This is a genomic window from Loktanella sp. D2R18, from assembly GCF_003318235.1.
Taxonomy (GTDB): Bacteria; Pseudomonadota; Alphaproteobacteria; order Rhodobacterales; family Rhodobacteraceae; genus Yoonia.
The window spans coordinates 579280-601877 of sequence record NZ_QOCG01000030.1 but is presented as its reverse complement, the minus strand read 5'-3'; the positions used below and the strand labels follow the sequence as shown (position 1 = coordinate 601877).

At 56.0% G+C, this 22598-nt stretch carries 22 protein-coding genes and 1 pseudogene; 16 read left to right on the top strand and 7 right to left on the bottom strand.

Going from position 1 to position 22598, the window contains the following annotated elements; genetic code table 11:
• Positions 1-101 precede the first annotated feature (101 nt).
• The 6 genes and pseudogenes from DS901_RS16505 to DS901_RS16480 all read left to right on the top strand — a co-directional run.
• Entirely contained in the window at positions 102-626 is a 525-nt protein-coding gene (locus tag DS901_RS16505) for a VOC family protein (RefSeq protein WP_113777981.1), read from the top strand.
• A gap of 51 nt (positions 627-677) precedes the next feature.
• Entirely contained in the window at positions 678-1334 is a 657-nt protein-coding gene (locus tag DS901_RS16500; RefSeq protein WP_181820903.1) for an ABC transporter ATP-binding protein, read from the top strand.
• On the top strand, positions 1331-3715 hold the full coding sequence (locus DS901_RS16495) for an FtsX-like permease family protein (protein WP_113777980.1): 2385 nt from the start codon (positions 1331-1333) through the stop codon (positions 3713-3715). Before DS901_RS16500 ends, DS901_RS16495 begins: the two co-directional genes overlap by 4 nt.
• A complete protein-coding gene (locus tag DS901_RS16490) occupies positions 3705-4730 on the top strand; it encodes a lipocalin-like domain-containing protein (protein WP_113777979.1) in 1026 nt (341 codons plus the stop codon). Before DS901_RS16495 ends, DS901_RS16490 begins: the two co-directional genes overlap by 11 nt.
• The gene (locus tag DS901_RS16485) at positions 4723-5280 is read left to right on the top strand and encodes a pyridoxamine 5'-phosphate oxidase family protein (RefSeq protein WP_113777978.1); all 558 of its coding nucleotides are present in this window, start codon (positions 4723-4725) and stop codon (positions 5278-5280) included. The genes DS901_RS16490 and DS901_RS16485 overlap by 8 nt, the downstream gene beginning before the upstream one ends.
• Positions 5265-6353: pseudogene (locus tag DS901_RS16480) on the top strand (FAD-dependent oxidoreductase); the annotation flags it as partial. The gene DS901_RS16485 and the pseudogene DS901_RS16480, both read left to right, overlap by 16 nt.
• Before the next feature lie 25 nt (positions 6354-6378).
• Here the strand turns inward: DS901_RS16480 and DS901_RS16475 are convergent.
• The 3 genes from DS901_RS16475 to DS901_RS16465 all read right to left on the bottom strand — a co-directional run bounded on the left by DS901_RS16475 (position 6379) and on the right by DS901_RS16465 (position 10043).
• Positions 6379-7167, bottom strand: coding sequence for a metallophosphoesterase family protein (locus tag DS901_RS16475; protein ID WP_113777976.1), 789 nt, complete (start codon positions 7165-7167; stop codon positions 6379-6381).
• A 56-nt stretch (positions 7168-7223) separates the two neighbouring features.
• A complete protein-coding gene (serA, locus tag DS901_RS16470; protein ID WP_113777975.1) occupies positions 7224-8816 on the bottom strand; it encodes a phosphoglycerate dehydrogenase in 1593 nt (530 codons plus the stop codon).
• An 84-nt stretch (positions 8817-8900) separates the two neighbouring features.
• The gene (locus DS901_RS16465) at positions 8901-10043 is read right to left on the bottom strand and encodes a phosphoserine transaminase (RefSeq protein WP_113777974.1); all 1143 of its coding nucleotides are present in this window, start codon (positions 10041-10043) and stop codon (positions 8901-8903) included.
• 155 nt (positions 10044-10198) lie between these two features.
• Between DS901_RS16465 and serB the strand changes: the two genes are divergently transcribed.
• The 5 genes from serB to DS901_RS16440 all read left to right on the top strand — a co-directional run bounded on the left by serB (position 10199) and on the right by DS901_RS16440 (position 14471).
• Complete coding sequence (gene serB / locus DS901_RS16460; protein WP_113777973.1) at positions 10199-11077, top strand: phosphoserine phosphatase SerB; 879 nt, start codon at positions 10199-10201, stop codon at positions 11075-11077.
• 161 nt (positions 11078-11238) lie between these two features.
• Positions 11239-11952 carry a sterol desaturase family protein gene (locus DS901_RS16455; protein WP_258546775.1) on the top strand — a complete coding sequence of 238 codons (714 nt, stop codon included), beginning with the start codon at positions 11239-11241 and terminating at the stop codon, positions 11950-11952.
• Between the two features lie 89 nt (positions 11953-12041).
• Complete coding sequence (locus DS901_RS16450; protein WP_113777971.1) at positions 12042-12758, top strand: TlpA family protein disulfide reductase; 717 nt, start codon at positions 12042-12044, stop codon at positions 12756-12758.
• Between the two features lie 50 nt (positions 12759-12808).
• On the top strand, positions 12809-13930 hold the full coding sequence (locus tag DS901_RS16445) for a trans-sulfuration enzyme family protein (protein ID WP_113778087.1): 1122 nt from the start codon (positions 12809-12811) through the stop codon (positions 13928-13930).
• Between the two features lie 94 nt (positions 13931-14024).
• The gene (locus tag DS901_RS16440; RefSeq protein WP_113777970.1) at positions 14025-14471 is read left to right on the top strand and encodes a hypothetical protein; all 447 of its coding nucleotides are present in this window, start codon (positions 14025-14027) and stop codon (positions 14469-14471) included.
• 179 nt (positions 14472-14650) lie between these two features.
• Here DS901_RS16440 and DS901_RS16435 read toward each other — a convergent pair whose 3' ends face one another.
• Positions 14651-15337, bottom strand: coding sequence for a response regulator transcription factor (locus DS901_RS16435; RefSeq protein WP_113777969.1), 687 nt, complete (start codon positions 15335-15337; stop codon positions 14651-14653).
• 156 nt (positions 15338-15493) lie between these two features.
• Between DS901_RS16435 and ribA the strand changes: the two genes are divergently transcribed.
• Positions 15494-16570 (top strand): GTP cyclohydrolase II, encoded by a 1077-nt coding sequence (gene ribA, locus DS901_RS16430; RefSeq protein ID WP_113777968.1) that lies wholly within the window; start codon positions 15494-15496, stop codon positions 16568-16570.
• Positions 16571-16572: 2 nt separating this feature from the next.
• Here the strand turns inward: ribA and DS901_RS16425 are convergent, their stop codons facing one another.
• Positions 16573-16800, bottom strand: coding sequence for a hypothetical protein (locus tag DS901_RS16425; protein WP_113777967.1), 228 nt, complete (start codon positions 16798-16800; stop codon positions 16573-16575).
• A gap of 169 nt (positions 16801-16969) precedes the next feature.
• On the opposite strand from DS901_RS16425, the gene DS901_RS16420 reads away from it, so the two are divergent.
• The 3 genes from DS901_RS16420 (at position 16970) to DS901_RS16410 (ending at position 18493) form a co-directional block, all read left to right on the top strand.
• Positions 16970-17464: a L,D-transpeptidase family protein gene (locus tag DS901_RS16420; RefSeq protein ID WP_113777966.1), complete on the top strand. Its 495-nt coding sequence runs from the start codon at positions 16970-16972 to the stop codon at positions 17462-17464.
• Between the two features lie 64 nt (positions 17465-17528).
• Complete coding sequence (locus DS901_RS16415; RefSeq protein ID WP_113777965.1) at positions 17529-18011, top strand: RNA pyrophosphohydrolase; 483 nt, start codon at positions 17529-17531, stop codon at positions 18009-18011.
• A gap of 5 nt (positions 18012-18016) precedes the next feature.
• Complete coding sequence (locus DS901_RS16410; RefSeq protein ID WP_258546761.1) at positions 18017-18493, top strand: hypothetical protein; 477 nt, start codon at positions 18017-18019, stop codon at positions 18491-18493.
• On the opposite strand, the gene DS901_RS16405 is transcribed toward DS901_RS16410, so the two are convergent.
• The gene (locus DS901_RS16405; protein WP_258546774.1) at positions 18490-19632 is read right to left on the bottom strand and encodes a lytic murein transglycosylase; all 1143 of its coding nucleotides are present in this window, start codon (positions 19630-19632) and stop codon (positions 18490-18492) included. The genes DS901_RS16410 and DS901_RS16405 overlap by 4 nt on opposite strands.
• A gap of 183 nt (positions 19633-19815) precedes the next feature.
• Between DS901_RS16405 and DS901_RS16400 the strand changes: the two genes are divergently transcribed.
• On the top strand, positions 19816-20211 hold the full coding sequence (locus DS901_RS16400) for a DUF1801 domain-containing protein (protein WP_113777964.1): 396 nt from the start codon (positions 19816-19818) through the stop codon (positions 20209-20211).
• Here the strand turns inward: DS901_RS16400 and rnr are convergent.
• Positions 20208-22463: a ribonuclease R gene (gene rnr, locus DS901_RS16395; RefSeq protein ID WP_113777963.1), complete on the bottom strand. Its 2256-nt coding sequence runs from the start codon at positions 22461-22463 to the stop codon at positions 20208-20210. The two genes, DS901_RS16400 and rnr, sit on opposite strands and share 4 nt — an antisense overlap.
• Between the last annotated feature and the right edge of the window lie 135 nt (positions 22464-22598).

Sequence of the window (22598 nt, the reverse complement as noted above, 5' to 3'; positions counted from 1 at the left end):
TGATCTGTTTGGCGCAGTTTACGCGGGCAAGAGAGCTCGGCCAGAAAAACGTCAGGTCACAAGGTTGAAAATTTAAGAAAATGCCCTTAAATTGTATACATATGTATACTGAATTTGAGGGGTGGATTATGCGTTTGATGAACTTAAACTGGCTGCGCGTTGCTTATACGGCGCGTAAATTGACACGGCGCGGCGGTATCCATGCCGCCAATGAGGGGGCAAACATTAGCCCGGGGCTCTTTCACGATAAATGGATGGCCGACCCGGTCCGCCGCCAAAATGGTACGCCAGCGAATATGGTGCGTGTGCCGCTTTTGCCAGATCAAGAGCAAGAGATGCGCCACTTTTACCTCACGCTGCTGGGTATCCCAGAAATCGACATAGAAGATGATGACGCGGGCAAAGACGCGTTTTGGGGGGACACCGGGATGCGACAGGTCCGCTTTGGCCCGTCAGACCCGACCCGGACCCTGGAAATCTCTTTGGTCATCCCAGACATTGATGACGCTTTTCGGCAGCTGACAGATGCGGGCGTGGCCCCCTATTGGGACGACAGCCTGAAATACGTGCGCCGCCTGCGGGTCACGGATCCGGCTGGGAATTTGATCACCTTGGTAGGCGCCTAGACCTTTTCATCGTGCGCCCACGTGTTAGTCATACGAAACGCGCGAGGGATCATGCTGCTTCAAGTCGAAAATATTCACAAAACTTATGCCACGGCCGACGGCCCCTTTGAGGTGTTGCGCGGAATTGGTTTCGCTTTGGGCGCGGGCGAAACGCTTGCGCTGACCGGGGAGTCGGGAAGCGGCAAGAGCACGCTTTTGCACATCATCGGTGGGCTCGATACGGCTGATCAGGGACGTGTGTTGCTGGATGGTTCCGATATCGCGGCCCTTGATGACAACGGGCGCGCGGCGATCAGGCGCGGGGCAATTGGCGTGGTCTTTCAACAGTTCAATCTGATCCCAAGCCTGAAGGTCGCAGATAATATCGCATTTCAGGCGCGTCTCGCTGGGCAGTATGACCCCGAATGGACCGCGACGCTTGCAGAGCGCATGGGGCTTGCGGGCCAACTCAACAAATACCCTGAGCAATTGTCCGGCGGCCAACAGCAGCGGGTTGCCATTGCGCGCACGCTTGCACCAAAACCACGCTTGGTGCTGGCGGATGAGCCCACGGGCAATCTCGACGAAGATACCGCTGGCACTGTGATGGATTTGATCCTTGAATTGGTCAGTGAAACGAACGCGGGGCTGCTGATGGTTACCCATTCGCAAGCTTTGGCGGGCCGAATGCAGCGGCGGTTGCATTTGCGTGCTGGCCAGATCGCATGACACGCGTGACCCTTCACGCGCTACTCTCACATTGGTGGCGCAGCCCGTTGCAGCTGTTTACCTTGCTGGCGGGGTTGGCGCTGGCGACTGCGCTCTGGTCTGGGGTGCAGGCTGTCAACGCAGAGGCGCGCGCAAGCTACCGCGCTGCATCCACAACATTGGGTGAAGGGCGCTATGACCGATTGGCCCGCCGCGATGGGCAGCCGATCGATCTAGCGACCTATGTAGCGCTGCGGCGTGCGGGCTGGTTGGTCAGCCCTGTGATCTCGGGACGACTGAATGATGTGCGGATCATTGGTGTTGACCCGCTCACGGCCCCCGGGTCTATGGGGGCGGCGGAGATTGCGCAGGGTGCGGATGTAGCGGGCTTTCTTGCCGGGCAAGGCCAATTGTTTGGATCAGCGGATGTCGCCGCGCGCTTGCCTGATTTTACCGTGATTATAAGCGAAAACGCTGCGCCAAATACCGCCGTCACAGACATCGGCATCGCGCAAAATGTTTTGGGGCGCAGCGGAGAAATAGATAGTCTGGTGATCGCGCCAGAGCAGCCGATCTGTCAAGGCGATTTGGCGCAAATTGCCCCTGATTTGATCCGACAGCGTGCGCAGCAATCCACGGATACAGCACAGCTAACGGATAGTTTCCATTTGAACCTCACCGCCTTTGGGCTGCTATCCTTTGCAGTGGGTATTTTCATCGTGAACGGGGCCATTGGGTTGGCGTTTGAACAGCGCCGCCCGGTGATCCGCACTCTGCGCGCGCTGGGGGTACCTTTGCGGCGTTTGATGCTGTTGATGGCGGCTGAATTGATGATCTTTGCGACGGTTGCTGGTGTCGTCGGGGTATTCCTTGGCTATGTGATTGCGGCGCTTTTGCTGCCCGATGTGGCCGCTACCCTGCGCGGGCTATATGGGGCGGATGTGTCTGGCACGCTGCAATTGCGCCCGTCTTGGTGGGTATCCGGCCTTGCGATTGCGCTGGGCGGCACGGCTGTGGCTGCGACTGGGGCGCTGTGGAAGCTATCAAAAATGCCTTTGCTCGCTGCTGCGCAAAAGCGTGCGCTTGCGATGGCGGCCGGGCGGCGCGCTGGATTACAAGCGATGATCGCTGCGACATTGCTGATCGTCTGCCTGATTCTATGCATCACGGCGCAGGGCTTGATCGCGGGTTTTGCGTTACTCGCATGTCTACTGATCGGCGCGGCGCTGGTGCTTCCATTTGTCTTGGACCGGGTGTTGTCGGTTGCCAGCCGTGGGGCCAAATCTATCGTGGCACAGTGGTTTTGGGCGGACACACGCCAGCAATTACCGGGCCTTTCATTGGCGCTGATGGCGCTGCTGCTGGCAATGGCGGCGAATGTCGGCGTATCGACGATGGTTTCAAGCTTTCGCACGACGTTTACCGGGTTTCTTGATCAGCGGCTCACCTCAGAGCTTTATATCGATACCGCTGATCCGGCCCAAGCCGCCGACTTTGTTGCCTATGCAACACCGCGTGTGGATGCGGTGCTGCCGATCATGTCCAGCCAAATCACTATCGCTGATCATCCGACTGAAATCTACGGCACCCGCGATCACGCGACCTACCGCGACAATTGGCAGATGCTTGAGGCTGCGCGGGATCATTGGGATACGACATTCGCAGGCCAGACGATTTTGCTCAATGAGCAACTCGCGCGGCGCGGCGGTCTGTCTGTTGGGGATTATGTCACTGTCCAAGGGCGTGAGATGGCGATTGCAGGCATTTACGGGGATTACGGCAACCCGATTGGCCAAGCGATCATTGGCGAAGCGCTTTTCAAAGAGATGTACCCTGAGATAACACCAGACCGTTTCGGCGTGCGTATCGCTCCGGAAAAGGTGCCGGATTTCATTGCGGCGCTGAATGCCCAGACAGATATATCGGCCGCAAAAACGATCAATCAAGCAGGGATCAAAGCGCTTTCGCTTGCGATTTTTGAGCGCACTTTTACCGTCACGACGGCGTTGAATATCCTGACGCTTGCAGTCGCCGGGTTCGCCATTTTGATGAGCCTACTCACCCTTGCAGCGATGCGGGTGCCCCAGCTTGCCCCAGCATGGGCAATGGGGATGACCCGGGCGCAACTGGGGCGTTTGGAACTGCTGCGTGCTGTGATGCTTGCGATGCTGACGGCGGTGATTGCTTTGCCGTTGGGGCTTGCCCTCGCTTGGGCGCTTTTGTCGGTGGTTAATGTCGCGGCCTTTGGTTGGAAGCTGCCGATGTATCTGTTTCCAATGGATTACGCGCGCTTGGGGCTGTTTGCGCTGCTCGCGGCGGCGCTGGCCGCACTGTGGCCTGCGCGCAGATTGGCGCGCACCCCGCCCGCAGATTTGCTAAAGGTTTTTTCAAATGAACGTTAAAGCACTGATATTTTGCGCGTTGCCGTTCATGGCGCATGCGCAAGGGTTTGCGGGGCTTGGGACAGAGGTCGAAGGATTTTCTGTGCCGCAACCGAGCCCTATTTTTACCTTTCCGACTGATCACGGCCCCCACAACGACTACCGAATTGAATGGTGGTACCTGACCGCAAACCTGGCGGGGACGGATGGGACAGATTACGGGCTGCAATGGACGCTGTTTCGTTCAGCCCTCGCGCCAGAAGAAGGGGCAGGCTGGGCCGCTCCTCAATTGTGGATGGGTCATGCAGCCGTGACCACGCCTGACGCACATTATGTCAGCGAACGATTGGGCCGGGGCGGAATTGGGCAAGCGGGCGTGAATGCTGATCCGTTCGTTGCGTGGATTGATGATTGGGAACTTTCTGGTGATTGGAACACCCTTGCGATGTCGGCCTCTGGTGCGGATTTTGCCTATGATATGGAGTTGACTGCGCAAGGCCCGTTGGTGTTTCATGGCGACGCGGGATTTTCGGTGAAATCAGCCGAAGGCCAAGCGTCATACTATTATTCACAGCCCTATTTCGATGTAGCAGGTGTGTTGGCTTTGCCGACCGGTGATGTCCCTGTGACGGGATCGGCGTGGCTGGATCGCGAATGGTCTAGTCAGCCTTTGGGTGCAAATCAGACCGGCTGGGATTGGTTTTCGCTGTCGTTTGACGAGGGCGCAAAGCTGATGGGGTTTCGATTGCAACAGACAGATGGGGCGCATTTTACCGCAGCCACATGGATTGCAGCTGATGGGGCCACCACCGCGATGGAAGACGGCGCGTTCACGGCGGTGCCGTTGGATGAAAACGCGCAAGGCGTTCCGGTGCGTTGGCAGGTTACACTGCCCGCACGCGATGTTGATGTTACTGTAGCGGCCATCAATGATAATGCATGGATGACCACAAGCGTCCCCTATTGGGAGGGGCCAGTAACGGTTACGGGCAGCCACCAAGGGCGCGGATATCTAGAGATGACAGGTTATGAGTAATTGGTTTGAAACACTTGGCGGGCTCAAGTCGTGCGTATGGGAAACGTTGGCCCGTGGCGTGGCAGAGGCAGATCACCCCGCGCGCCTGCCGAGTTTTGCGACGCTATCGGCCGATGGTTGGCCAGAAGTGCGCACGGTTGTGCTGCGCAGCGTGAGCCACCGGGACCATAGCTTGACAGTGCATACGGATTTGCATTCTGCCAAAATGCGCAGCCTGCGCGCACATCCCCGCGCCGCCCTTCATGTTTGGGACTCCGAACAAGCCTTGCAACTACGGTTACAGGCCGAAGTCAGCATCGCCTCTGGTGCAGACACGCGCGTGCTTTGGGAAAAAATTCCGGACCACGCGCAGCAATCTTACGGCGTTGTCCCGCGTCCGGGCGCGCGGATCGAAACGGCGCTTGATTACGTCAAACAGCCAGATCCGGCGACATTTGCTGTGCTGACTTGCCGGATCGTGACCATCGATGTGGTGCATCTTGGGCCAGATCACCGCCGAGCCTCTTTTTCCCGTGCAAGCAATTGGGCTGGCCAATGGTTGTCGCCATGACGGATATTGTGTTGATCGGCGGTGGGCATTGCCATGCGTTGGTTCTGCGCCTTTGGGGGATGAACCCGTTACCGGGCGTCCGCGTTACAGTGATTAACCCGGGGCCAACGGCGCCCTATTCTGGCATGCTGCCCGGGTTCGTTGCGGGGCATTATGTGCGGGATGAACTGGATATCGATTTGGTGCGCCTTGCCCGGTTCGCGGGTGCGCAGCTGATCAATGGGGCGGCCACAGGGATCGACCAAGACGGGCAAATGGTCCATGTTTCCGGACATGCCTCGATAAGATATGATCTGTGCTCTGTTGATATTGGGATCACCTCAGAGATGCCGCAGATGCCCGGCTTTTCAAAGCATGGGGTGCCTGCAAAACCGCTGGGGGTTTTCGCCAGCCGTTGGGACCAGTACCGGGCTACGGCGACCGACCCCAAGGTGGCAATCATTGGCGGCGGTGTCGCGGGCGCTGAACTAGCGATGGCGATAGCGCACGCACTGTCGGACCGCGCGCCACAGGTGACATTGATTGATCGCAGCACCGCCTTGTCAGCGCTGGGCGATAGGGCTCGTGCGAAAATGCGCGCGGCCTTGGATGCGCAAGGCGTTGATATCCTTGAAAATTCCGAGGTATCCGCACTGACGCAAAATGGTGTCATGCTCGTTGGGGGGCAAGAATTATCCAGCGATTTTGTCGTTGGGGCGGCAGGTGCCAAGCCGCATGATTGGATCGCTGAGACGGGACTTGCGCTACAGGACGGCTATATCACCGTGGACCCAACGCTTGCGTCCAATGATCCGCGTATCTTTGCGGTCGGCGATTGCGCGCATCTGGCGTTTGATCCTCGGCCCAAGGCCGGGGTCTATGCCGTGCGTCAAGCACCGGTGCTTTTCGATAATTTACGCGCGGTGATTTCTGGCGGGGTAACGCGCCCCTATAAACCACAAAAAGACTATCTAAAGCTCGTATCGCTTGGTCGTAAATCGGCCTTGGCGGAAAGGTTCGGCGTGGCGTGGGGCGGCCCGCTGCTGTGGGGGCTGAAAAACCACATAGATCGTAAATTTATGCGGCAGTTTGACTAAGAGGTTAGCATGAGATTACGGGTCAAGGTAGCAGTGGCATCCGGCCTTTGTCGGTGAGCGTCCAGCACTTGCGGCCTTCGAACACGGCGGGGACAAGCGGGCGACCGTAGCCTGCGCCGCCGTCTAGATCGACGCGATTGCCAAAGTGTTCGGGGTGATCAAGCGCTGTATGCCCGTGCACAACGAGTTGACCAAAGTTATGATTGGTCTCTAGAAACCCGTCCCGAATCCAAATCAGGTCTTCGGGGTCTTGATGTTCTAGTGAAATATGCGGGCGCAGGCCAGCATGGACACACAGTAGGTTTTCAGTCTCGTGCCAAAGCGGTAGATTTTCGATGAATGCGATATGTTCTTCTGGAATGGCTGCTTGGGCTGCGGCGATCAAGGCGGCGAGTGTGGTCGTGTCTCCGTCGACCTCACAATGGGTCAATGCTTCGAGGTCGCCGAATTTTTGTTCTGCAAAATGCATTTCGCCTGTCACGCCATATGACGAAAGCGTTTGCGCGCCGCCAAGCCGTGGGTTGAGCCAATTCAACCCTGATTTCACACGTGGGTCATGCTGACGGCCTTCGCGGATAAATCGCGCAAAAAACCGATCATGATTGCCAAGCAAACATGTCCAAGGCTTGCCCGCAGCTTGACCTGCCATCAACGTGTCAATCACGCCACGACTGTCGGGGCCGCGATCAACATAGTCGCCCAAAAAGATGATTTCTGCGTCTTTGCCGCCATCCGTCTCAATCAGCGCTAGCGCGTGGTCGAGCATTTCTTTCTGCCCATGAATATCGCCTATGGCATAGATTGGACGCATGAGATTTCCTTGCAGCAATGAAGTAAGGCGCGCGATGTCTCACGCGCCTTGTTGATTTATACGTCGAAACGTAACGGTTTGACCTGTTTGAACAACCCGGTTTCTTTCAAATCATCAACTGCCGCCTGCGGCATTGGCGCGTCGATATAAAGCAGGGCGATAGCCTCGCCTTTCTCAGCTGCGCGGCCAAGTGTAAAGTTCGCGATGTTGACATTGTTCTTGCCAAGCAAAGTACCCAATGTCCCGATGATGCCGGGGACATCGTCGTTAGTTGTGTAAAGCATGTGCTCGCCGACTTCGGCGTCGATGTTGATGCCTTTGATCTGGATAAAACGTGGCTTGCCGTCGCTAAATACGGTCCCCGCGATCGAACGTTCGCGCGTTTCGGTGACGATTGTGATCTTGACGTAACCTTCGAACGCACCTGATTGATCTTGTTTGGTGGTCGAAATTTTCACGCCACGCTCTTTGGCAATCACTGGCGCAGAGACCATGTTTACATCAGGGTTGGCCGTTTTCATGATGCCTGCAATCGTGGCGGCGGTCAGTGCCTTCAGGTTCATTTCGCTGGCTTCACCGTCGAACAAGATGTTCACGGCTTTGATCGGCTCGTCTGTCATTTGACCGATGTAATTGCCAAGGTGACCAGACAGTTTGATCCACGGGCCCATGATCTTGGCCTCTTCGGCGGTGACAGATGGCATATTCAATGCGTTCTGCACGGCACCTGTCAGCAGGTAATCTGACATTTGCTCGGCGACCTGTAGGGCCACGTTTTCTTGAGCTTCGGAAGTCGCAGCACCAAGGTGCGGGGTCACCACAACGTTCGGCAAATTGAACAGTGGATTTTCTTTGGCGGGTTCTTCGGCGAACACGTCAAATGCGGCACCAGCCACGTGGCCGGATTTGAGCAGTTCGGCCAATGCGGCCTCATCCACCAGACCACCACGGGCACAGTTGATAATGCGCACACCTTTTTTGGTTTTGGCAAGGTTTTCTGCACTCAGGATGTTTTTCGTATCTGCAGTCAATGGTACGTGCATGGTGATGAAATCAGCGCGCGTCAGCAGCTCGTCCAGCTCAACTTTCTCAACGCCGATTTCTGTCGCGCGTTCTTCGGACAAGAATGGGTCCATCGCGATGACCTTCATCTTGAGGCCGCGGGCGCGGTCACAAACGATAGAACCAATGTTCCCGGCACCGATGACACCCAGTGTTTTACCGGTCAGCTCAACACCCATGAATTTAGATTTTTCCCATTTGCCCGCATGTGTGGATTGGGATGCTTCTGGGATTTGGCGCGCAACCGCGAACATCATCGCAATCGCGTGTTCGGCAGTCGTGATCATGTTGCCGAATGGCGTGTTCATCACAATGATACCCTTGCGGGATGCGGCCTCACGGTCGACGTTATCCACGCCGATACCGGCACGGCCGATGACCTTAAGGTTGGTCGCAGCAGCGATGATTTTTTCAGTTGCTTTGGTGGCAGAGCGGATCGCAAGACCATCATATTGGCCGATGACTTCAAGCAGCTTGTCCTTGTCTTTGCCAAGGTCAGGCTGGAAATCAACGTCAATGCCGCGATCTTTAAAGATCTGAACCGCAGCTTCGGAAAGTTTGTCAGAGATAAGTACTTTAGGTGCCATTGTTAGCTATCCTTTTTAGGTGGCGCGGCAGATCAGATTGAACCTGATCGCCTGCGCCGAAAATTTTGCGAGATTTTTGAGAGATTATTGTGCGTCGATTTCGGTCGCAAATGCCCATGCCAACCAAGGCAACATGGCTTCTATGTCCGATGTCTCAACGGTGGCACCACACCAGATCCGCAGGCCAGCAGGGGCGTCACGATAGGCACCGATGTCGAGCGCGACGTTTTCGGCCTCAAGACGTTTTGCAACGGCTTTGGCGAAGGCGGCGCCGTCTTTGATACGGTCATCCGTGAATTTCAAGCAAACCGATGTGTTTGACCGGGTCGCTGGATCAACGGCTAGATTGTCGATCCAATCGTTTTCAGCGCAGAAGTTCCAAATCGCGCGTGCGTTTGCATCGGCGCGATGCATCAGCGCATCCAGACCACCGATAGACCGGCCCCATTTCAGCGCGACAAGGTAATCTTCAACGGCGAGCATCGACGGCGTGTTAATTGTTTCGCCACGGAAGATGCCGTCGATCAATTTGCCACCTTTGGTTAGGCGGAAGATTTTCGGCAAAGGCCATGCAGGTGTGTAGTTTTCGAGACGCTCAACTGCGCGCGGGGATAGGATCAACATGCCGTGTGCTGCTTCGCCGCCCATGACTTTCTGCCAAGAGAAGGTTGTCACATCCAATTTGTCCCAAGGCAGGTCTTGGGCAAATGCAGCAGAAGTCGCATCGCAAAGCGTTAGACCAGCCCGGTCGCCGGGGATCACATCGCCATTGGCCACGCGCACGCCGGATGTGGTGCCGTTCCAAGTAAAGCAAACATCGTTGTCATAGTTCAGTGCCGCCATATCGACGATCTCGCCGTATTCGGCTGTATGAACGGTGGCGTCGATTTTCAACTGTTTGACCACATCAGTGACCCAACCGGCCCCAAATGATTCCCATGCGACCATTTCGGCTGGGCGTTCGCCCAATAGGGACCACATCGCCATCTCAAAGGCACCGGTGTCTGACGCTGGCACAATGCCAATGCGGTAGTCAGCGGGAATGCCCAAGATGTCGCGGGTTAGCTCAATCGCTTCGGCCAATTTGGCCTTGCCCACGGATGCACGGTGTGATCGGCCCAATGGGGCGTCACGCAAAGCATCCAAATTCCAGACGGGGGGTTTGGCACAGGGGCCAGAAGAAAAACGCGCGTTTGCCGGCCGCGTAGCCGGTTTGGTCATAACCATTGCTGGTATCCTCACAGATATCTGCCCTTCGTTGGGGAAGGGTGTCCCACCGCCGGACATAGAGCCTGACTTTGGCTTTCACAACAGCCAAAATGACGCTAGACCGCCGCTTAAGCCGCTTTTTGCGACACCCTTTGACGCGGATAGGAAACATCATGTTCACAGTCACGCTTTTGACGAACCCTGAAAAACGCAACCTTGAATTGGCGCTGGTCGAGAACCTGCGCAATGCGTGGGGTGGCGGTGATGCGGTCTGGCTGGCGATCGATGAAGCCGCGGAATTTGCGATCCCGCAACGGCCCGATAATCAGTGGGACGTCTGGAATGATCTGCAAGTCGCAGGTGTCGACTTGATCGTTCAACCTACTGAAAATAGGCGAAAAAAGATGCTGTTGGCCGACATGGATAGCACCATGATCGAACAAGAATGCATCGATGAATTGGCCGCAGAGGCTGGCGTTGGCCCGCGCGTGGCGGACATCACTGCGCGCGCCATGAACGGTGAATTGGACTTTAATGAGGCCCTCACCGAACGCGTTGGCTTGCTAACGGGCCTATCTGAATCCGTGATTGATAAAGTCCTTGAAGAACGTATTACATTGATGCCGGGCGGCCGGGCGCTTCTGAGCACTATGAAGGCGAATGGTGCGTACGCCGCGTTGGTATCGGGCGGGTTCACGGCCTTTACCGCGCGAATCGCAGCTGAATTGGGGTTTGATGAAAACCGGGCGAACACGCTGTTGGTTGCGGATGGTCAAATGACGGGTGCGCCCGGGCTGCCAATTTTGGGGAAGGCGGCCAAGGTCACCGCACTTGAAGAAATCACAGTCAAATTGGGCATCTTAGAAGATGATGTGCTGGCCGTGGGCGATGGCGCCAATGACCTAGGCATGTTAGGCCGCGCCGGCACTGGCGTTGCGCTTCACGCCAAACCAGCGGTGCAGAAAGAGTGTGACGTGCGGGTCAATCACGGCGACCTGACCGCGCTTCTATACCTGCAAGGCTATGCGCGCGATCAGTTTGCGGGAAGCTAGACTGTGGTCGACTGCCATAATTTTGGTAGATTGAAACGGTTTACAGCAAAAGGTCTGGGACCTTTGGCCGCTGTATAAAAGACGAGACACAATCACGTGGAATGGTTTGATAAGCCTTTTGAACTTACGTTCGGCATTCGCTGCGAAGTATGTTCTTGTCCATGAATATTGGCGCGGGTGTCTGTTTTGTTAACGTTATCAACGCTTTACTGCATGTATCTTATGATGCGTTACACATCCCGGCATTGGATCCAGCGTTTTGGGATGGGTGGCCGCTTTGGTTGCTGTGCATTGTTGGCATTATCCCACGCGATTTTGCCGATTATTGGAGCCACCGCGCCATGCACACGCGATGGGGCTGGCCGACACATGCGGCGCATCATACTGACACCCATGTAAATGCATTCACTGGGCTGCGCGTGCATGCGATCGAATCGATACTTATGACGATGTCCTATATGATCTTGCTGACGTGGCTGCAAATGCCCGAAGCGATCCCGATTATTGCAGCGTTCTACCTTGTGCATGGGATCTATGTGCATATGGACCTTGAAATTGATCACGGCCCATTTAAATATCTGATTGCGTCGCCTATTTTTCATCGCTGGCACCACGCGGATGCGCCTGTTGCATACGGCAAGAACCTTGGAAATATCATGCCTTTGTGGGATCGGATCTTTGGGACCTACTATAATCCCGGGCCATGTCGTGAACAAATGGGCGCTCTTAGCAGTGGGTTGGCGGATACGAACCCGTTCTTGATCTATATTTATCCGCTGCAAGAGTGGTCGCGCCTCCTAAAGGAAACTTGGGTGGAAACAGTGAGCCCTATTTTCAACAAACGCCAAAGCGCCCCGAACGATCCCGACCAGTAGGCGAGCATCGCGAAAACCTGCCCTTCGAAAAGTTACACGAAAAAGAGAAACTTCGCGTATGATCCCCCTAGAAACTTGGAGGGCTCAAGATGGCTGACTACAATTATAGTGCGTTCTCATCCGCTGATTATGACTTTACGACCGCAAGTGGCCCGGCCGTTGGTGCGAAGGCTCCGGATATCGATGTGACGACTTTGAGCGGGGCAAAGCGACGGCTTTTGGATTTTGACGGTGATTTCTTGGTGCTGGAACTGGGCAGTATCACATGTCCGTTGTTCCAAACCCGGCGTAAAGCGATGGCCGCGATGGATGCGATTTACCCAAATGTTGCCAGCGCCGTGCTTTATGTCCGCGAGGCCCATCCGGGCAAAGACATTCCTAACCACGATGACTTTGGGCAAAAGCAAGCCTGCGCACAGCGTTTAGCCGAGGTTGATGGCGAGACACGTGAAATTTTGGCCGATGATTTTGACGGGTCTGGGCATCGCGCCTTTGGTGGCATGCCGAACGCGGTCTTTGTCATCAACCGCAACGGCTGTGTGGTGTTTCGCGCCGCGTGGAATAATCCGAAAGTCACGAAATCTGCATTGGATGCTTTGGTTGCGGGGCGACCAGCAACAACCAAGAACTATTTTCGACCCGCCACGCCAAAGATCGCAGTACAGACCTTACGCAAAGCCGGCAAAGGGGCGGCGGCTGATTTCTTCAAAAGCCTGCCCGCATTGGTTTGGCAGAATGTCGTGAAACGGAACCTGCGTGTGTTGTTCAACCGCCCGAAGCCTGTTGCGCCCGAAATGACCTGTTAATTTTGGCGTAAGACCTTGCATCTGTCGTGAATTCTGCGCCAGATAAACGCATGAAAAATGATCTAAAACCCGCCACGATCGCCGCCCATGCCGCAGGGGCGCTTGACCCGCAATCGGGCGGCGTTGTGCCTGCCTTGCAGCCTTCGACCACGTTTATGCGTGATGAAAACTACGACTTGCTGCGTGATGACAATATCTATGCGCGCGACAATTCCGACAATCTGCGTCAGGCGGAACGCGTGTTGCAGCAGCTTGAAGGGGCGGCTGATACGTTACTATTCCCATCGGGTATGGCTGCGATTGCTGCGGTGTTCCGGACCCTGCCCAATGGCGCGACGGCTGTTTTGCAATCGGGAATTTATTGGGGCACGACCGCATGGATTCGCGATTTTTGTACAAGGCGCGAGATTACGTTGATCGAAGTGGACGTGCCGGAGCTTGCCCGGGCCTGCGCCACCCATGATCCCGCCTTGGTGTTTATCGAAACGCCGTCTAACCCTTGGCTGAAATCTGTTGATATTCGGGCGCTTTCTGAGGCGACAAAAGCCACCTTGGTGGTCGATGCCACCGCCGCGACGCCGATCCTGATGCAGCCGCTTGCGCATGGTGCGGACATCGTGATGCATTCGGCAACCAAAGGGATCAACGGGCATTCGGATGTGCTGGCGGGCGTGCTGTCGACTGGTAATTCGGACGCGCAAATTTGGGAGGACATCCGTGTGGACCGCAAGGGGGCTGGTGCAATTCTGGGTCCGTTTGAAGCATGGCTACTGACCCGCGCAATGCGCACATTGCCGCTGCGGGCTGAGCGAATGACGCAGAACGCCCAAAGCTTAGCCGAACATCTATTTGATCATCCGCAAGTCGACGATGTGTTCTACCCCGGCCTGCCGCACCACCCCGGCCACGATATAGCCAAACGGCAAATGACGGGCGGTTTTGGCGGGTTGCTGTCGGTGCTGGTCAAAGGCGACAAACAAGACGCGTTACAGGTTGTCGGGAAACTGCAACTGTTCCTGCGCGCCACGTCGCTCGGCGGGGTCGAAAGCCTCGTGGAGCACCGTCACACGATTGAGCCGCACACGGGCATCCCAGAAAACCTGATCCGTGTATCCGTTGGGGTTGAGGATATCGGGGATTTGATTGCAGATTGGGATCAGGCGTTAGCGTGATGGAAACGGCAAAAATTATCTGAAGTGCGAAACCACAAAAGGTCGCGCGATTTTATTTCGTAATTGAGGGAGAAGCACGTTGAAACGAATTATAATGAGTATTTTTGGCGCGGTACCTCCCCCTAGACTGGGCTTGGCAGTTCTCATGTTGATTGCGTGGTGTTTGCCTGTGTTTGCGCAAACCCATTGTGATCCTTTGGGTGGCGCTATCACTCAGCTCGAACACGTTAAAACTGAATTTGCCTCGGGGCAATATGCGGAGTTTTTCGAGTATGTAGATGCAAGACTAACCGATGCCGCAACTGACGGTGATGCATTGACAGTTATGAACCAAGCATTTTCGTCTGGGTTTGAAAGTTGTCAAACGATTGTTTCTACGAGGGTTTCGGAGCGATTAGTTTCTGAGATTATACTGTTCTATGCGGCCGATGGTCGGGTTCTATTTCTAGCGTGGGATGCGATTGATACGTCGGGCGATTGGTGGGTTGTAAGGTATTTGCTATCCGATAATTTCGACGAAATTAGTCAAGGGTGGGTGTAGTCTCATAGGGGAATGCCAATCGTGCTTCAGTGCGCAATTTGTTCGCGATCGCCTAAAAAAAACCCGGGCATAAAGCCCGGGCAAGTCCAACAGGGAGGTGGTGATATGAACCGATCACCGGCGGTATTCTTTGGCCCGGTCACATGCAGGGGGAGGAGTCATGCGACCGGGGCTTGGTCTTACGCAACTAATCTATAACCACCAGATTCGGTCACAAGAAGGCGTGCATTTGACGGATCTGGTTCTATTTTTTGGCGAAGACGGTAAATATGTGTCTCTAATGTGTGCGTGGTCACACCCGCATTATAGCCCCAAACCTCGTGCAGCAGCACATCGCGGGCCACAACGCCGTCGGTGGAACGGTACAGGAATTTAAGAATATTCGTCTCTTTCTCCGTCAGTCGAACCTTCTTATCGTCTTCTGTTACCAGCATTTTTTGGGCTGGTTTGAAAGTATAGTGCCCCAGCTGGAACACGGCATCTTCAGACTGTTCATGCGCGCGCAGCTGGCTGCGGATACGCGCCAGAAGCACCGGAAACTTGAACGGTTTGCTGACATAATCATTCGCGCCGGCATCAAGACCCAGAATTGTGTCTGCGTCACTGTCTTGCGCGGTTAACATCAAAATCGGGCATTTCACGCCTTGTTTGCGCATCACGCGGCACAATTCGCGACCATCCGTATCGGACAGGCCGACATCAAGGATCATCAGATCGTACAGCCCTTCTTTGGCTTTCACCATTGCGCTGGCGCCGTCGTCGGCCTCGAATACGTCGAAATCTTCGGTCATGAGCAACTGCTCACCCAATGCTTCGCGCAGATCGTCATCGTCGTCGACCAGCAATATTTTCTTGAGTTGTCCCATGACATGCTCCTTCGTTACTCACTAGAAATGTGCCTTTGATACGCATGAGACAAGGTTTTCCGTCAAACTTTCACACGGACGTGTGATTAAACGTGCAAATGTTTCACTTTGCTTCAAAACGGGGTATCTGTTCGCGGATAAAGTGGGGTGCGACGCATGGATTTTTCACCAGATATTACAGAACGGCTGGCGCGGGCCCGTGCAGATTTGCGCATGGGCGTGCCAATTGTGCTGGATGGTGGTGCGATTATTCTGGCGGCGGAAACGCTGACGGGGGCGCGGCTCGCGGCGTTGCGCGCGTTGGGTGGCGATCCGGTGCTGGCGGTGACAAGCTGGCGGGCGCAGACATTAAAGGCGCGCGCTTATGACGGCGATGTGGCGCGCATTTTACTGCCCGGTGAAGCGTCGCTTGCATGGGTCCAGTCGCTTGCGGACCCTGCTGACGATCTGCGCGCGCCAATGAAAGGCCCCATGCAAACCCAACGCGAAGGCGACGCAGACTTGCACCGCGCGGCAATCGCCCTGACCAAGGCCGCGCGCCTGATGCCTGCAGCGATTGTACTGCCCATCCCAGACCCCGCGATCTTTGCGCAAACCCATAACCTGACGTTGGTGCCAGCGGATGCGGCGATTGATGATGCTCTTAGTCCGTTAGATCCGATCATCAGCGCGCGCCTGCCGCTATCCGTATCAGAGGCCGGCCGTCTTCATATTTTTCGGCCTGATGACGGGGCCGAAGAACATTACGCCGTTGAAATCGGCAAGCCTGATCGCAGCAAACCCGTTTTGTCGCGTCTGCATTCCGCCTGTTTTACCGGTGATCTTCTGGGATCGCTGAAATGCGATTGCGGCCCGCAATTGCGCGGAGCGCTGGCACAAATGGGGGCGGAGGGCGCGGGTGTCTTGCTCTATCTGAACCAAGAAGGGCGCGGGATCGGCCTTGCCAATAAAATGCGGGCCTATTCGCTCCAGGATCAAGGGTTTGATACTGTAGAGGCCAATCACCGCTTGGGGTTTGAAGACGACGAGCGCGATTTTCGGATTGGTGCAGAGATTTTGAAACGGATGGGATTCAGTGAGACCCGATTGCTGACAAACAATCCCGCCAAGGTCGCCCGGATGGAAAGCTGCGGGATTACAGTTGTTGAACGGGTGCCGCTGAAAGTCGGAGAAAACCTACACAATCATGACTATCTGGCAACGAAGGCCGCAAAATCAGGCCATCTTTTATAAGATCAGTCAGTGACGTCTATATTTTGACAGTTGCGGGTCAGGTTGTGGATCTCATGGCCCAGACAGCTCAGCGTCAGCGTGTTGAAATTCATTTCGACGAGGCGCAGCTGGATCAATCGCTGCGTTTGCGGGCATGATCGCGACAGCGTTTCTGGACAAATACGGGCGTTTTCCAAAGATGCCAGCTCTTCGGTGGTAAGGATCCTTAGGACTTCGGTTGCCAAGCTCATGTGCGGTGTGTCTTCTTCTGCGTGAGTATGAAATAGCGGCGTTCCCTCTTATACGTGCAATAAATCCGGTTTCGTCGAAATAAGACTGGATATGTCGATTTTTTTATCGTTGTTTCAGGTTTCGTGGCCGGTAGTTGCTGCCTAAGGGTGGGATTGCTATCTAAGCCCCATGAAACCCACTGACCTTGTTTTGACCGGCACCCATATCAGATTTCTGAACCGCCGTTTCGCGCGGACCATCGGCCGAGGCGGGCTGACCGTTGATAAGGTCGAAGGCGACGGTGCGACACCACGCGGCACCCATAAGATTGTCGATATGCTGTACCGGGCAGATCGCATGGCCCGGCCTAGTGATTGGGCGCGAGCGATTGGGCCACAAGATCTATGGTCGGATGATGTGTCTGATTGCGCCTATAACCACATGGTCCGCGCGCCGCATGGATTCAGCCATGAACGCTTGCGACGGGCGGATCCGATGTATGATTTGGTATTCATTACCGATTGGAACTACCCGGATGCAACGCCGGGCAACGGGTCTGCGATATTTATTCATCAATGGCGCGGACCGGGGCGGCCGACGGCGGGCTGTGTTGCGTTTCGGCGCGATCATCTGCGGTGGATCGCGGGACGGATCACGCGTGGGTCACGGCTTGTTATCGCATAGCGGGTGGACCTTGGGCCATGTTTGGTGCGACACGGAACTGAGACAACCGAAAGATTAGGCGAAGATGACACCAGAAGACATTGCGGCACTTCCTTATCGGCCATGCGTCGGCATCATGCTTGCCAATACGCGCGGCCATATTTTTGTAGGTCAGCGGATTGATCGCGACACGGACGCGTGGCAAATGCCGCAAGGTGGTGTTGACCCGGGCGAAAACACCTATGATGCCGCGCTGCGCGAGTTGGAAGAAGAAACCGGAGTGACGTCAAATTTGGTCAGCCTTGATGGTGAATGCCCAGGGTTGATCCCCTATGATTTGCCACATGATCTTGTCCCTAAAATCTGGAAGGGCCGGTTTCGCGGCCAAGAGCAAAAATGGTATCTGCTGCGCTATCATGGGACCGATGATCAGGTGAATATCGTCACGAAACAGCCAGAGTTTTCCGAATGGAAATGGATTCCACCGGCTGAACTGGTTGACGCAATCGTGCCGTTCAAACGGGCCGTCTATGCGCAGGTCTTGGATGCGTTCCAAGAGAAATTGTGATCGACATGCCCCGAATGATGCACCCTATCTGGCTGGCCGCTGTACTTGCCTGCGCTGCCGAACAGGCGCAGGCTCTTCGGTGTGTTGCGCCTGATCCATTGCGGACATTTTCGCAAATCGCAGCCGCGCCTGAAGATTATTTTGTACTGTATGGGCAGTTGACGTTTGATGAGGCTGAATTGCCTAAGGGATTGCGCGCGATGGGGGCCGGCCAGCCCGCACCAATTGCCGCGCACTTTCAAGGGAAGGGGCTGACGCAAGCTGGCTTTACGTCGGATTACATCAGCCCGATGACCTTGCAGATCGACTGCATGGCCAACTACTGCGGTACGGCGCAAAGCGGGATTGACGCGATTTACTTTGTACGCGCAGACCCAACGCCTGTAACGATTGTCGCATCTCCATGTCGGGAATGGATATTTCCAGAACCAACGCAAGCGGTGTTGGATCAACTGACCGCTTGCATGCAGGGCGGCTGCTAACGTAGCCGTTCCAACAAAGAAAGCGATGGATGCCCGTCTTGTGGTAACCCTTGTGATGCCTGATAGGCCCGGATTGCACGGCGTGAATTCGGTCCGATTTGGCCGTCGACCCCACCCGTTGAATAGCCAGCATTGGTCAGCCGCTGTTGCAGTTCGACCCGCTCTGCGCGGCGCAATCGGCGTTCACCTGCGGGCCATTGTGTGCGCAGCCGATCGCCACCGCGGATACGGTCACCCAGATGGCCAACCCCGATGATATAGGCCTCGGCGTTATTGTAGCGCGAGATTACATCGTAATTGCGGAACACCATAAAGGCAGGGCCGCCGGCGCCCGTCGGCGTGATCAGTGAAGCATCGCCGTAGTTCGCAACTGCGCGCCCGTTGACATCGCCAACACCAAGCTGCGCCCAAGCCGCCGGGCTACGGGTCACAGTGCGCCCGGTTTGGCTATAATCAAACCCACGTGGAAGCAGCACTTCAACACCCCAAGGTTGGCCTTGCTGCCAGCCAAACCGTCGGAAATAAGCAGCCGTAGAGGCGAGCGCATCGCTTGGGTCATCTGCCCAAATGTCGCGGCGTCCGTCGCCTGTGAAATCGACGGCATAGGCTTCGTAGGATGTGGGGATAAACTGCGTGTGCCCCATCGCCCCGGCCCAAGAGCCGGTCATGTTTTCGGGGGCGACGTCGCCGTTTTGCAGAATCTTGAGCGCTGCAATAAGCTGCCCTTCAAAGAACCGCCCGCGGCGGCCGTCATAGGCCAGAGTGGCAAGGGTCGAGATCAGCGGTGTGCTGCCACGCCGCTGGCCATAGTTGCTTTCCATGCCCCAAACCGCCAACACAACGTGCGGTTCGACCGCATAAGTCGCTTCGATCCGCGACAAAAGCCGCCCGTGCAGGCGCAGCATGTCACGCCCGTTGCTGACCCGCGCATCCGAGACAGCGGTGCCCATGTAATCGGCCAATGGCTTCACGAACTCGGCTTGGTTGCGGTCCCGGTCTATGCTGTCTTGAAGATATTGCGCGCCTTGAAACGCGCCATCAAACGTGCGGTTTGAAATGCCTTGTGCGTTTGCGCGAGCACGAAAATTTGCGATCCATGTTCCAAACCCGCGCGCATCGGCAAAAGCCGGGCTAGCCATCGTTGCGGCGCTGGCCGTCATAAGAAATTGTCTGCGATCCATCTGCTTGACCTCTTTATTTTGGCTGCAACCTAGCGCAGTCTTGTGGGTTGCGACAATCACCTTTGCGCCAGATGTCAGTTTTGGTCAGCAATGCGCGCATATAGTCTGGGCAGGTCCGCGCTTGGGGGCTAGGGTTACCGGATGAACCCGATTGTCGATCCCAAGGTACAAGCCGCATTTGACGCTTTCCCTGCAGCCGCGCGTGAAACGGCGATGGTTTTGCGCGGCCTGATTTTTGACGAGGCGGGGCAGAATGATGCCGTTGGCGCGCTGGACGAGACATTGAAGTGGGGGCAACCTGCCTATCTGACAGCAGCGAGCAAATCAGGGACAACGCTGCGGATCGGCGTCCCGAAGTCAGGGGGCTGCGCGATATACGCACATTGTGCGACCACTGTGATCGGCAAATATGCAGAAACATTTGCGGGTCTCGATATGATCGAAGGAAATCGTGCCGTGCTTTTTGCCACAGCGGATGATGTCGTGCCAGACCGTCTACGGCTGTTGATCCGGCACGCGTTGACATATCATCTTTAGCGTCGCGTGCGTTTGACCTTGCGCGCCGTTTTTGCGGCCTTCTTGCGTGCGGATCCGGCTTTGCGCCGCACAGGTTTTCCGCGACCACGCACGGGGCCGCGCGGCATGGCGCGATCATCAATCGATAGCAATTCAACGATCAACCCGCCTGTGACAGGGGTTGCTTCTGCCAGTTTGACTGTCACACGCTGGCCTAGGCTAATCATCAGCCCAGTGTCTGACCCCATCAAGGTTTGGCTTTCGGCGTCGTAATGAAAATACTCGCGGCCCAAGCTGCGGATCGGCACCATCCCATCTGCGCCCGTTTCATCGAGCTTTACAAAGACGCCGAATTTGGCGATGCCGCTAATGCGGCCGGTCATTTCGGCGCCGATACGATCTGACAAAAACGCGGCAAGGTAGCGGTCTGTTGTGTCACGCTCGGCAACCATTGATCGGCGCTCTGTGTCAGAAATCAGTTTGGCCGTGTCGGGCAAGTGATCGACGTCCCAAGGGCTTAGTCCATCATCGCCCCAGCCGTGCGATGCGATCAATGCGCGGTGCACGATCAGATCTGCGTAGCGCCGGATTGGTGATGTGAAATGGGCATAGGCGCGCAGCGCCAATCCGAAATGCCCAAAGTTTTCAGGGTTGTAATAAGCCTGCGTCATCGACCGCAGTGTAGCGATATTGACCAGCTCTGCATTTTCAGTGTCTTTGGCTTGGGCCAACAGGCGGTTTAAGTGGGCCGTTTTGAGAACCTGCCCTTTGGCCAGTACCAGCCCGGCAGAATGCGCCACATCGCGCAGCGCGTCCAGCTTATCGGAATTGGGCTCTTCGTGGACCCGGAACAAGAGCGGTGATTTCTTCGCGATCAGCGTTTCGGCGGCAGCGACATTGGCAAGCACCATGAACTCTTCGATCAGGCGGTGTGCGTCTAGCCGCTCTTTGAAATTCACCGAAGTGACCTTACCATCATCGCCCAACACAATCTGGCGTTCGGGAAGGTCCAGCTCAAGCGGTTGCCGATCTGCGCGGGCTCGGGTCAGTGCATCATAGGCCGCGTAGATCGGCTTGATAATATCATCCATCAGCGGCGCGACCTTGTCGTTGGCGCGCCCATCCATCGCGTCTTGCACTTCTTCGTAGTTCAACGAGGCGACCGATTTCATCAGCCCGCGATGAAACGCGTGATCAATCAAATTGCCGCTTGCGTCGATGCGCATGGCCACCGCCAAACAGGCGCGCTCAACACCTTCGTGGAGCGAACATAGGTCACCTGACAAGCGGTCGGGCAACATCGGTACAACGCGGTCGGGGAAATAGGTGGAATTGCCGCGCTTGCGGGCCTCAATGTCGAGTTCCGACCCCGGCGTGACGTAATGGGCGACATCCGCAATCGCGACCCAGATCACAAATCCATCCGCGTTCTTGGGGTCAGGGTCCGCCTCGACATAGCAGGCATCATCGTGATCGCGCGCGTCCCAAGGATCGATGGTGATCAAGGGCATGTCGCGCAGGTCTTTGCGCCCTTTGAGCCCGGCAGGGCTAGCAGCGTCCGCTTCGGCGACGACTGCGTCAGGGAAATGATCAGGGATACCGTGCTGATGGATCGCAATCAGGGACACCGCGCGCGGCGCGGTTGGATCACCCAATCGGGCAACAATGCGTGCCTTGGGCAGGCCCATGCGACCCTTTGGCCCGGCTTGCTCGGCTTCGACCAATTCACCGTCTTTGGCGCCTCCGGTGGCGCCTGCGGCGACAGTCCATTGCTTGTCAGCGCCCTTATCGACCGGCACAACGCGGCCCCCTTCGGATCCAGCACGAAACACCCCTAAAATGCGCAGCGGGTTGCTGCCAATACGGCGGATCATGCGGGCGGTGTGCGAATGATGCTCGGACTTATCGACGGTGAGCCGTCCCAAAATGCGGTCGCCTTTTCCAAGGGCGGGGTCACCGTCACGCGACACCATCAGGATCACGGGTTCGGCGCCTTGACCTTTCCATTCCAAAGGCCGCGCAAACAGATCGCCATCGGCATCTGGGCCAGTGATTTCCAACACGGACACCGGTGGCAGATCTTCTGCATCACGGTAGGATGACCGGCGCTTGGTCAGCTTGCCTTCTTCTTCAAGCTCTCTCAGGAGCCGTTTAAGATCAATGCGAGCAGCACCCTTGATCCCAAAGGCCTTGGCGATATCACGCTTGGCGGCTTTGGTTGGGTTCTGGGCGATCCATTCAAGGATCTCGGTTTTGGAAGGGATACGTATCATTCGCCAGCCCTAGCATGGAAGATGGTGGGCGTCACTGGGATTGCACAAACTGGGCACGGCACTTGCGACGCTTGACTGTTGTCACAGTTTACATACGTGCGCCTTTTAAGTTAGGCAAAAAATTCTTTTCATATC

Coding starts and splice junctions, on each gene's coding strand:
- DS901_RS16475 (WP_113777976.1), bottom strand. CDS start 7,167: ATGCGTCCAATCTATGCCATAGGCGATATTCATGGGCAGAAAGAAATG.
- DS901_RS16490 (WP_113777979.1), top strand. CDS start 3,705: ATGAACGTTAAAGCACTGATATTTTGCGCGTTGCCGTTCATGGCGCAT.
- DS901_RS16495 (WP_113777980.1), top strand. CDS start 1,331: ATGACACGCGTGACCCTTCACGCGCTACTCTCACATTGGTGGCGCAGC.
- DS901_RS16455 (WP_258546775.1), top strand. CDS start 11,239: ATGAATATTGGCGCGGGTGTCTGTTTTGTTAACGTTATCAACGCTTTA.
- DS901_RS16420 (WP_113777966.1), top strand. CDS start 16,970: ATGAAACCCACTGACCTTGTTTTGACCGGCACCCATATCAGATTTCTG.
- DS901_RS16505 (WP_113777981.1), top strand. CDS start 102: ATGTATACTGAATTTGAGGGGTGGATTATGCGTTTGATGAACTTAAAC.
- DS901_RS16435 (WP_113777969.1), bottom strand. CDS start 15,337: ATGGGACAACTCAAGAAAATATTGCTGGTCGACGACGATGACGATCTG.
- DS901_RS16500 (WP_181820903.1), top strand. CDS start 678: ATGCTGCTTCAAGTCGAAAATATTCACAAAACTTATGCCACGGCCGAC.
- DS901_RS16415 (WP_113777965.1), top strand. CDS start 17,529: ATGACACCAGAAGACATTGCGGCACTTCCTTATCGGCCATGCGTCGGC.
- DS901_RS16425 (WP_113777967.1), bottom strand. CDS start 16,800: ATGAGCTTGGCAACCGAAGTCCTAAGGATCCTTACCACCGAAGAGCTG.
- DS901_RS16465 (WP_113777974.1), bottom strand. CDS start 10,043: ATGGTTATGACCAAACCGGCTACGCGGCCGGCAAACGCGCGTTTTTCT.
- serB (WP_113777973.1), top strand. CDS start 10,199: ATGTTCACAGTCACGCTTTTGACGAACCCTGAAAAACGCAACCTTGAA.
- ribA (WP_113777968.1), top strand. CDS start 15,494: ATGGATTTTTCACCAGATATTACAGAACGGCTGGCGCGGGCCCGTGCA.
- rnr (WP_113777963.1), bottom strand. CDS start 22,463: ATGATACGTATCCCTTCCAAAACCGAGATCCTTGAATGGATCGCCCAG.
- DS901_RS16400 (WP_113777964.1), top strand. CDS start 19,816: ATGAACCCGATTGTCGATCCCAAGGTACAAGCCGCATTTGACGCTTTC.
- DS901_RS16405 (WP_258546774.1), bottom strand. CDS start 19,632: ATGGCTAGCCCGGCTTTTGCCGATGCGCGCGGGTTTGGAACATGGATC.
- DS901_RS16485 (WP_113777978.1), top strand. CDS start 4,723: ATGAGTAATTGGTTTGAAACACTTGGCGGGCTCAAGTCGTGCGTATGG.
- DS901_RS16440 (WP_113777970.1), top strand. CDS start 14,025: ATGAGTATTTTTGGCGCGGTACCTCCCCCTAGACTGGGCTTGGCAGTT.
- DS901_RS16410 (WP_258546761.1), top strand. CDS start 18,017: ATGCCCCGAATGATGCACCCTATCTGGCTGGCCGCTGTACTTGCCTGC.
- DS901_RS16445 (WP_113778087.1), top strand. CDS start 12,809: ATGAAAAATGATCTAAAACCCGCCACGATCGCCGCCCATGCCGCAGGG.
- serA (WP_113777975.1), bottom strand. CDS start 8,816: ATGGCACCTAAAGTACTTATCTCTGACAAACTTTCCGAAGCTGCGGTT.
- DS901_RS16450 (WP_113777971.1), top strand. CDS start 12,042: ATGGCTGACTACAATTATAGTGCGTTCTCATCCGCTGATTATGACTTT.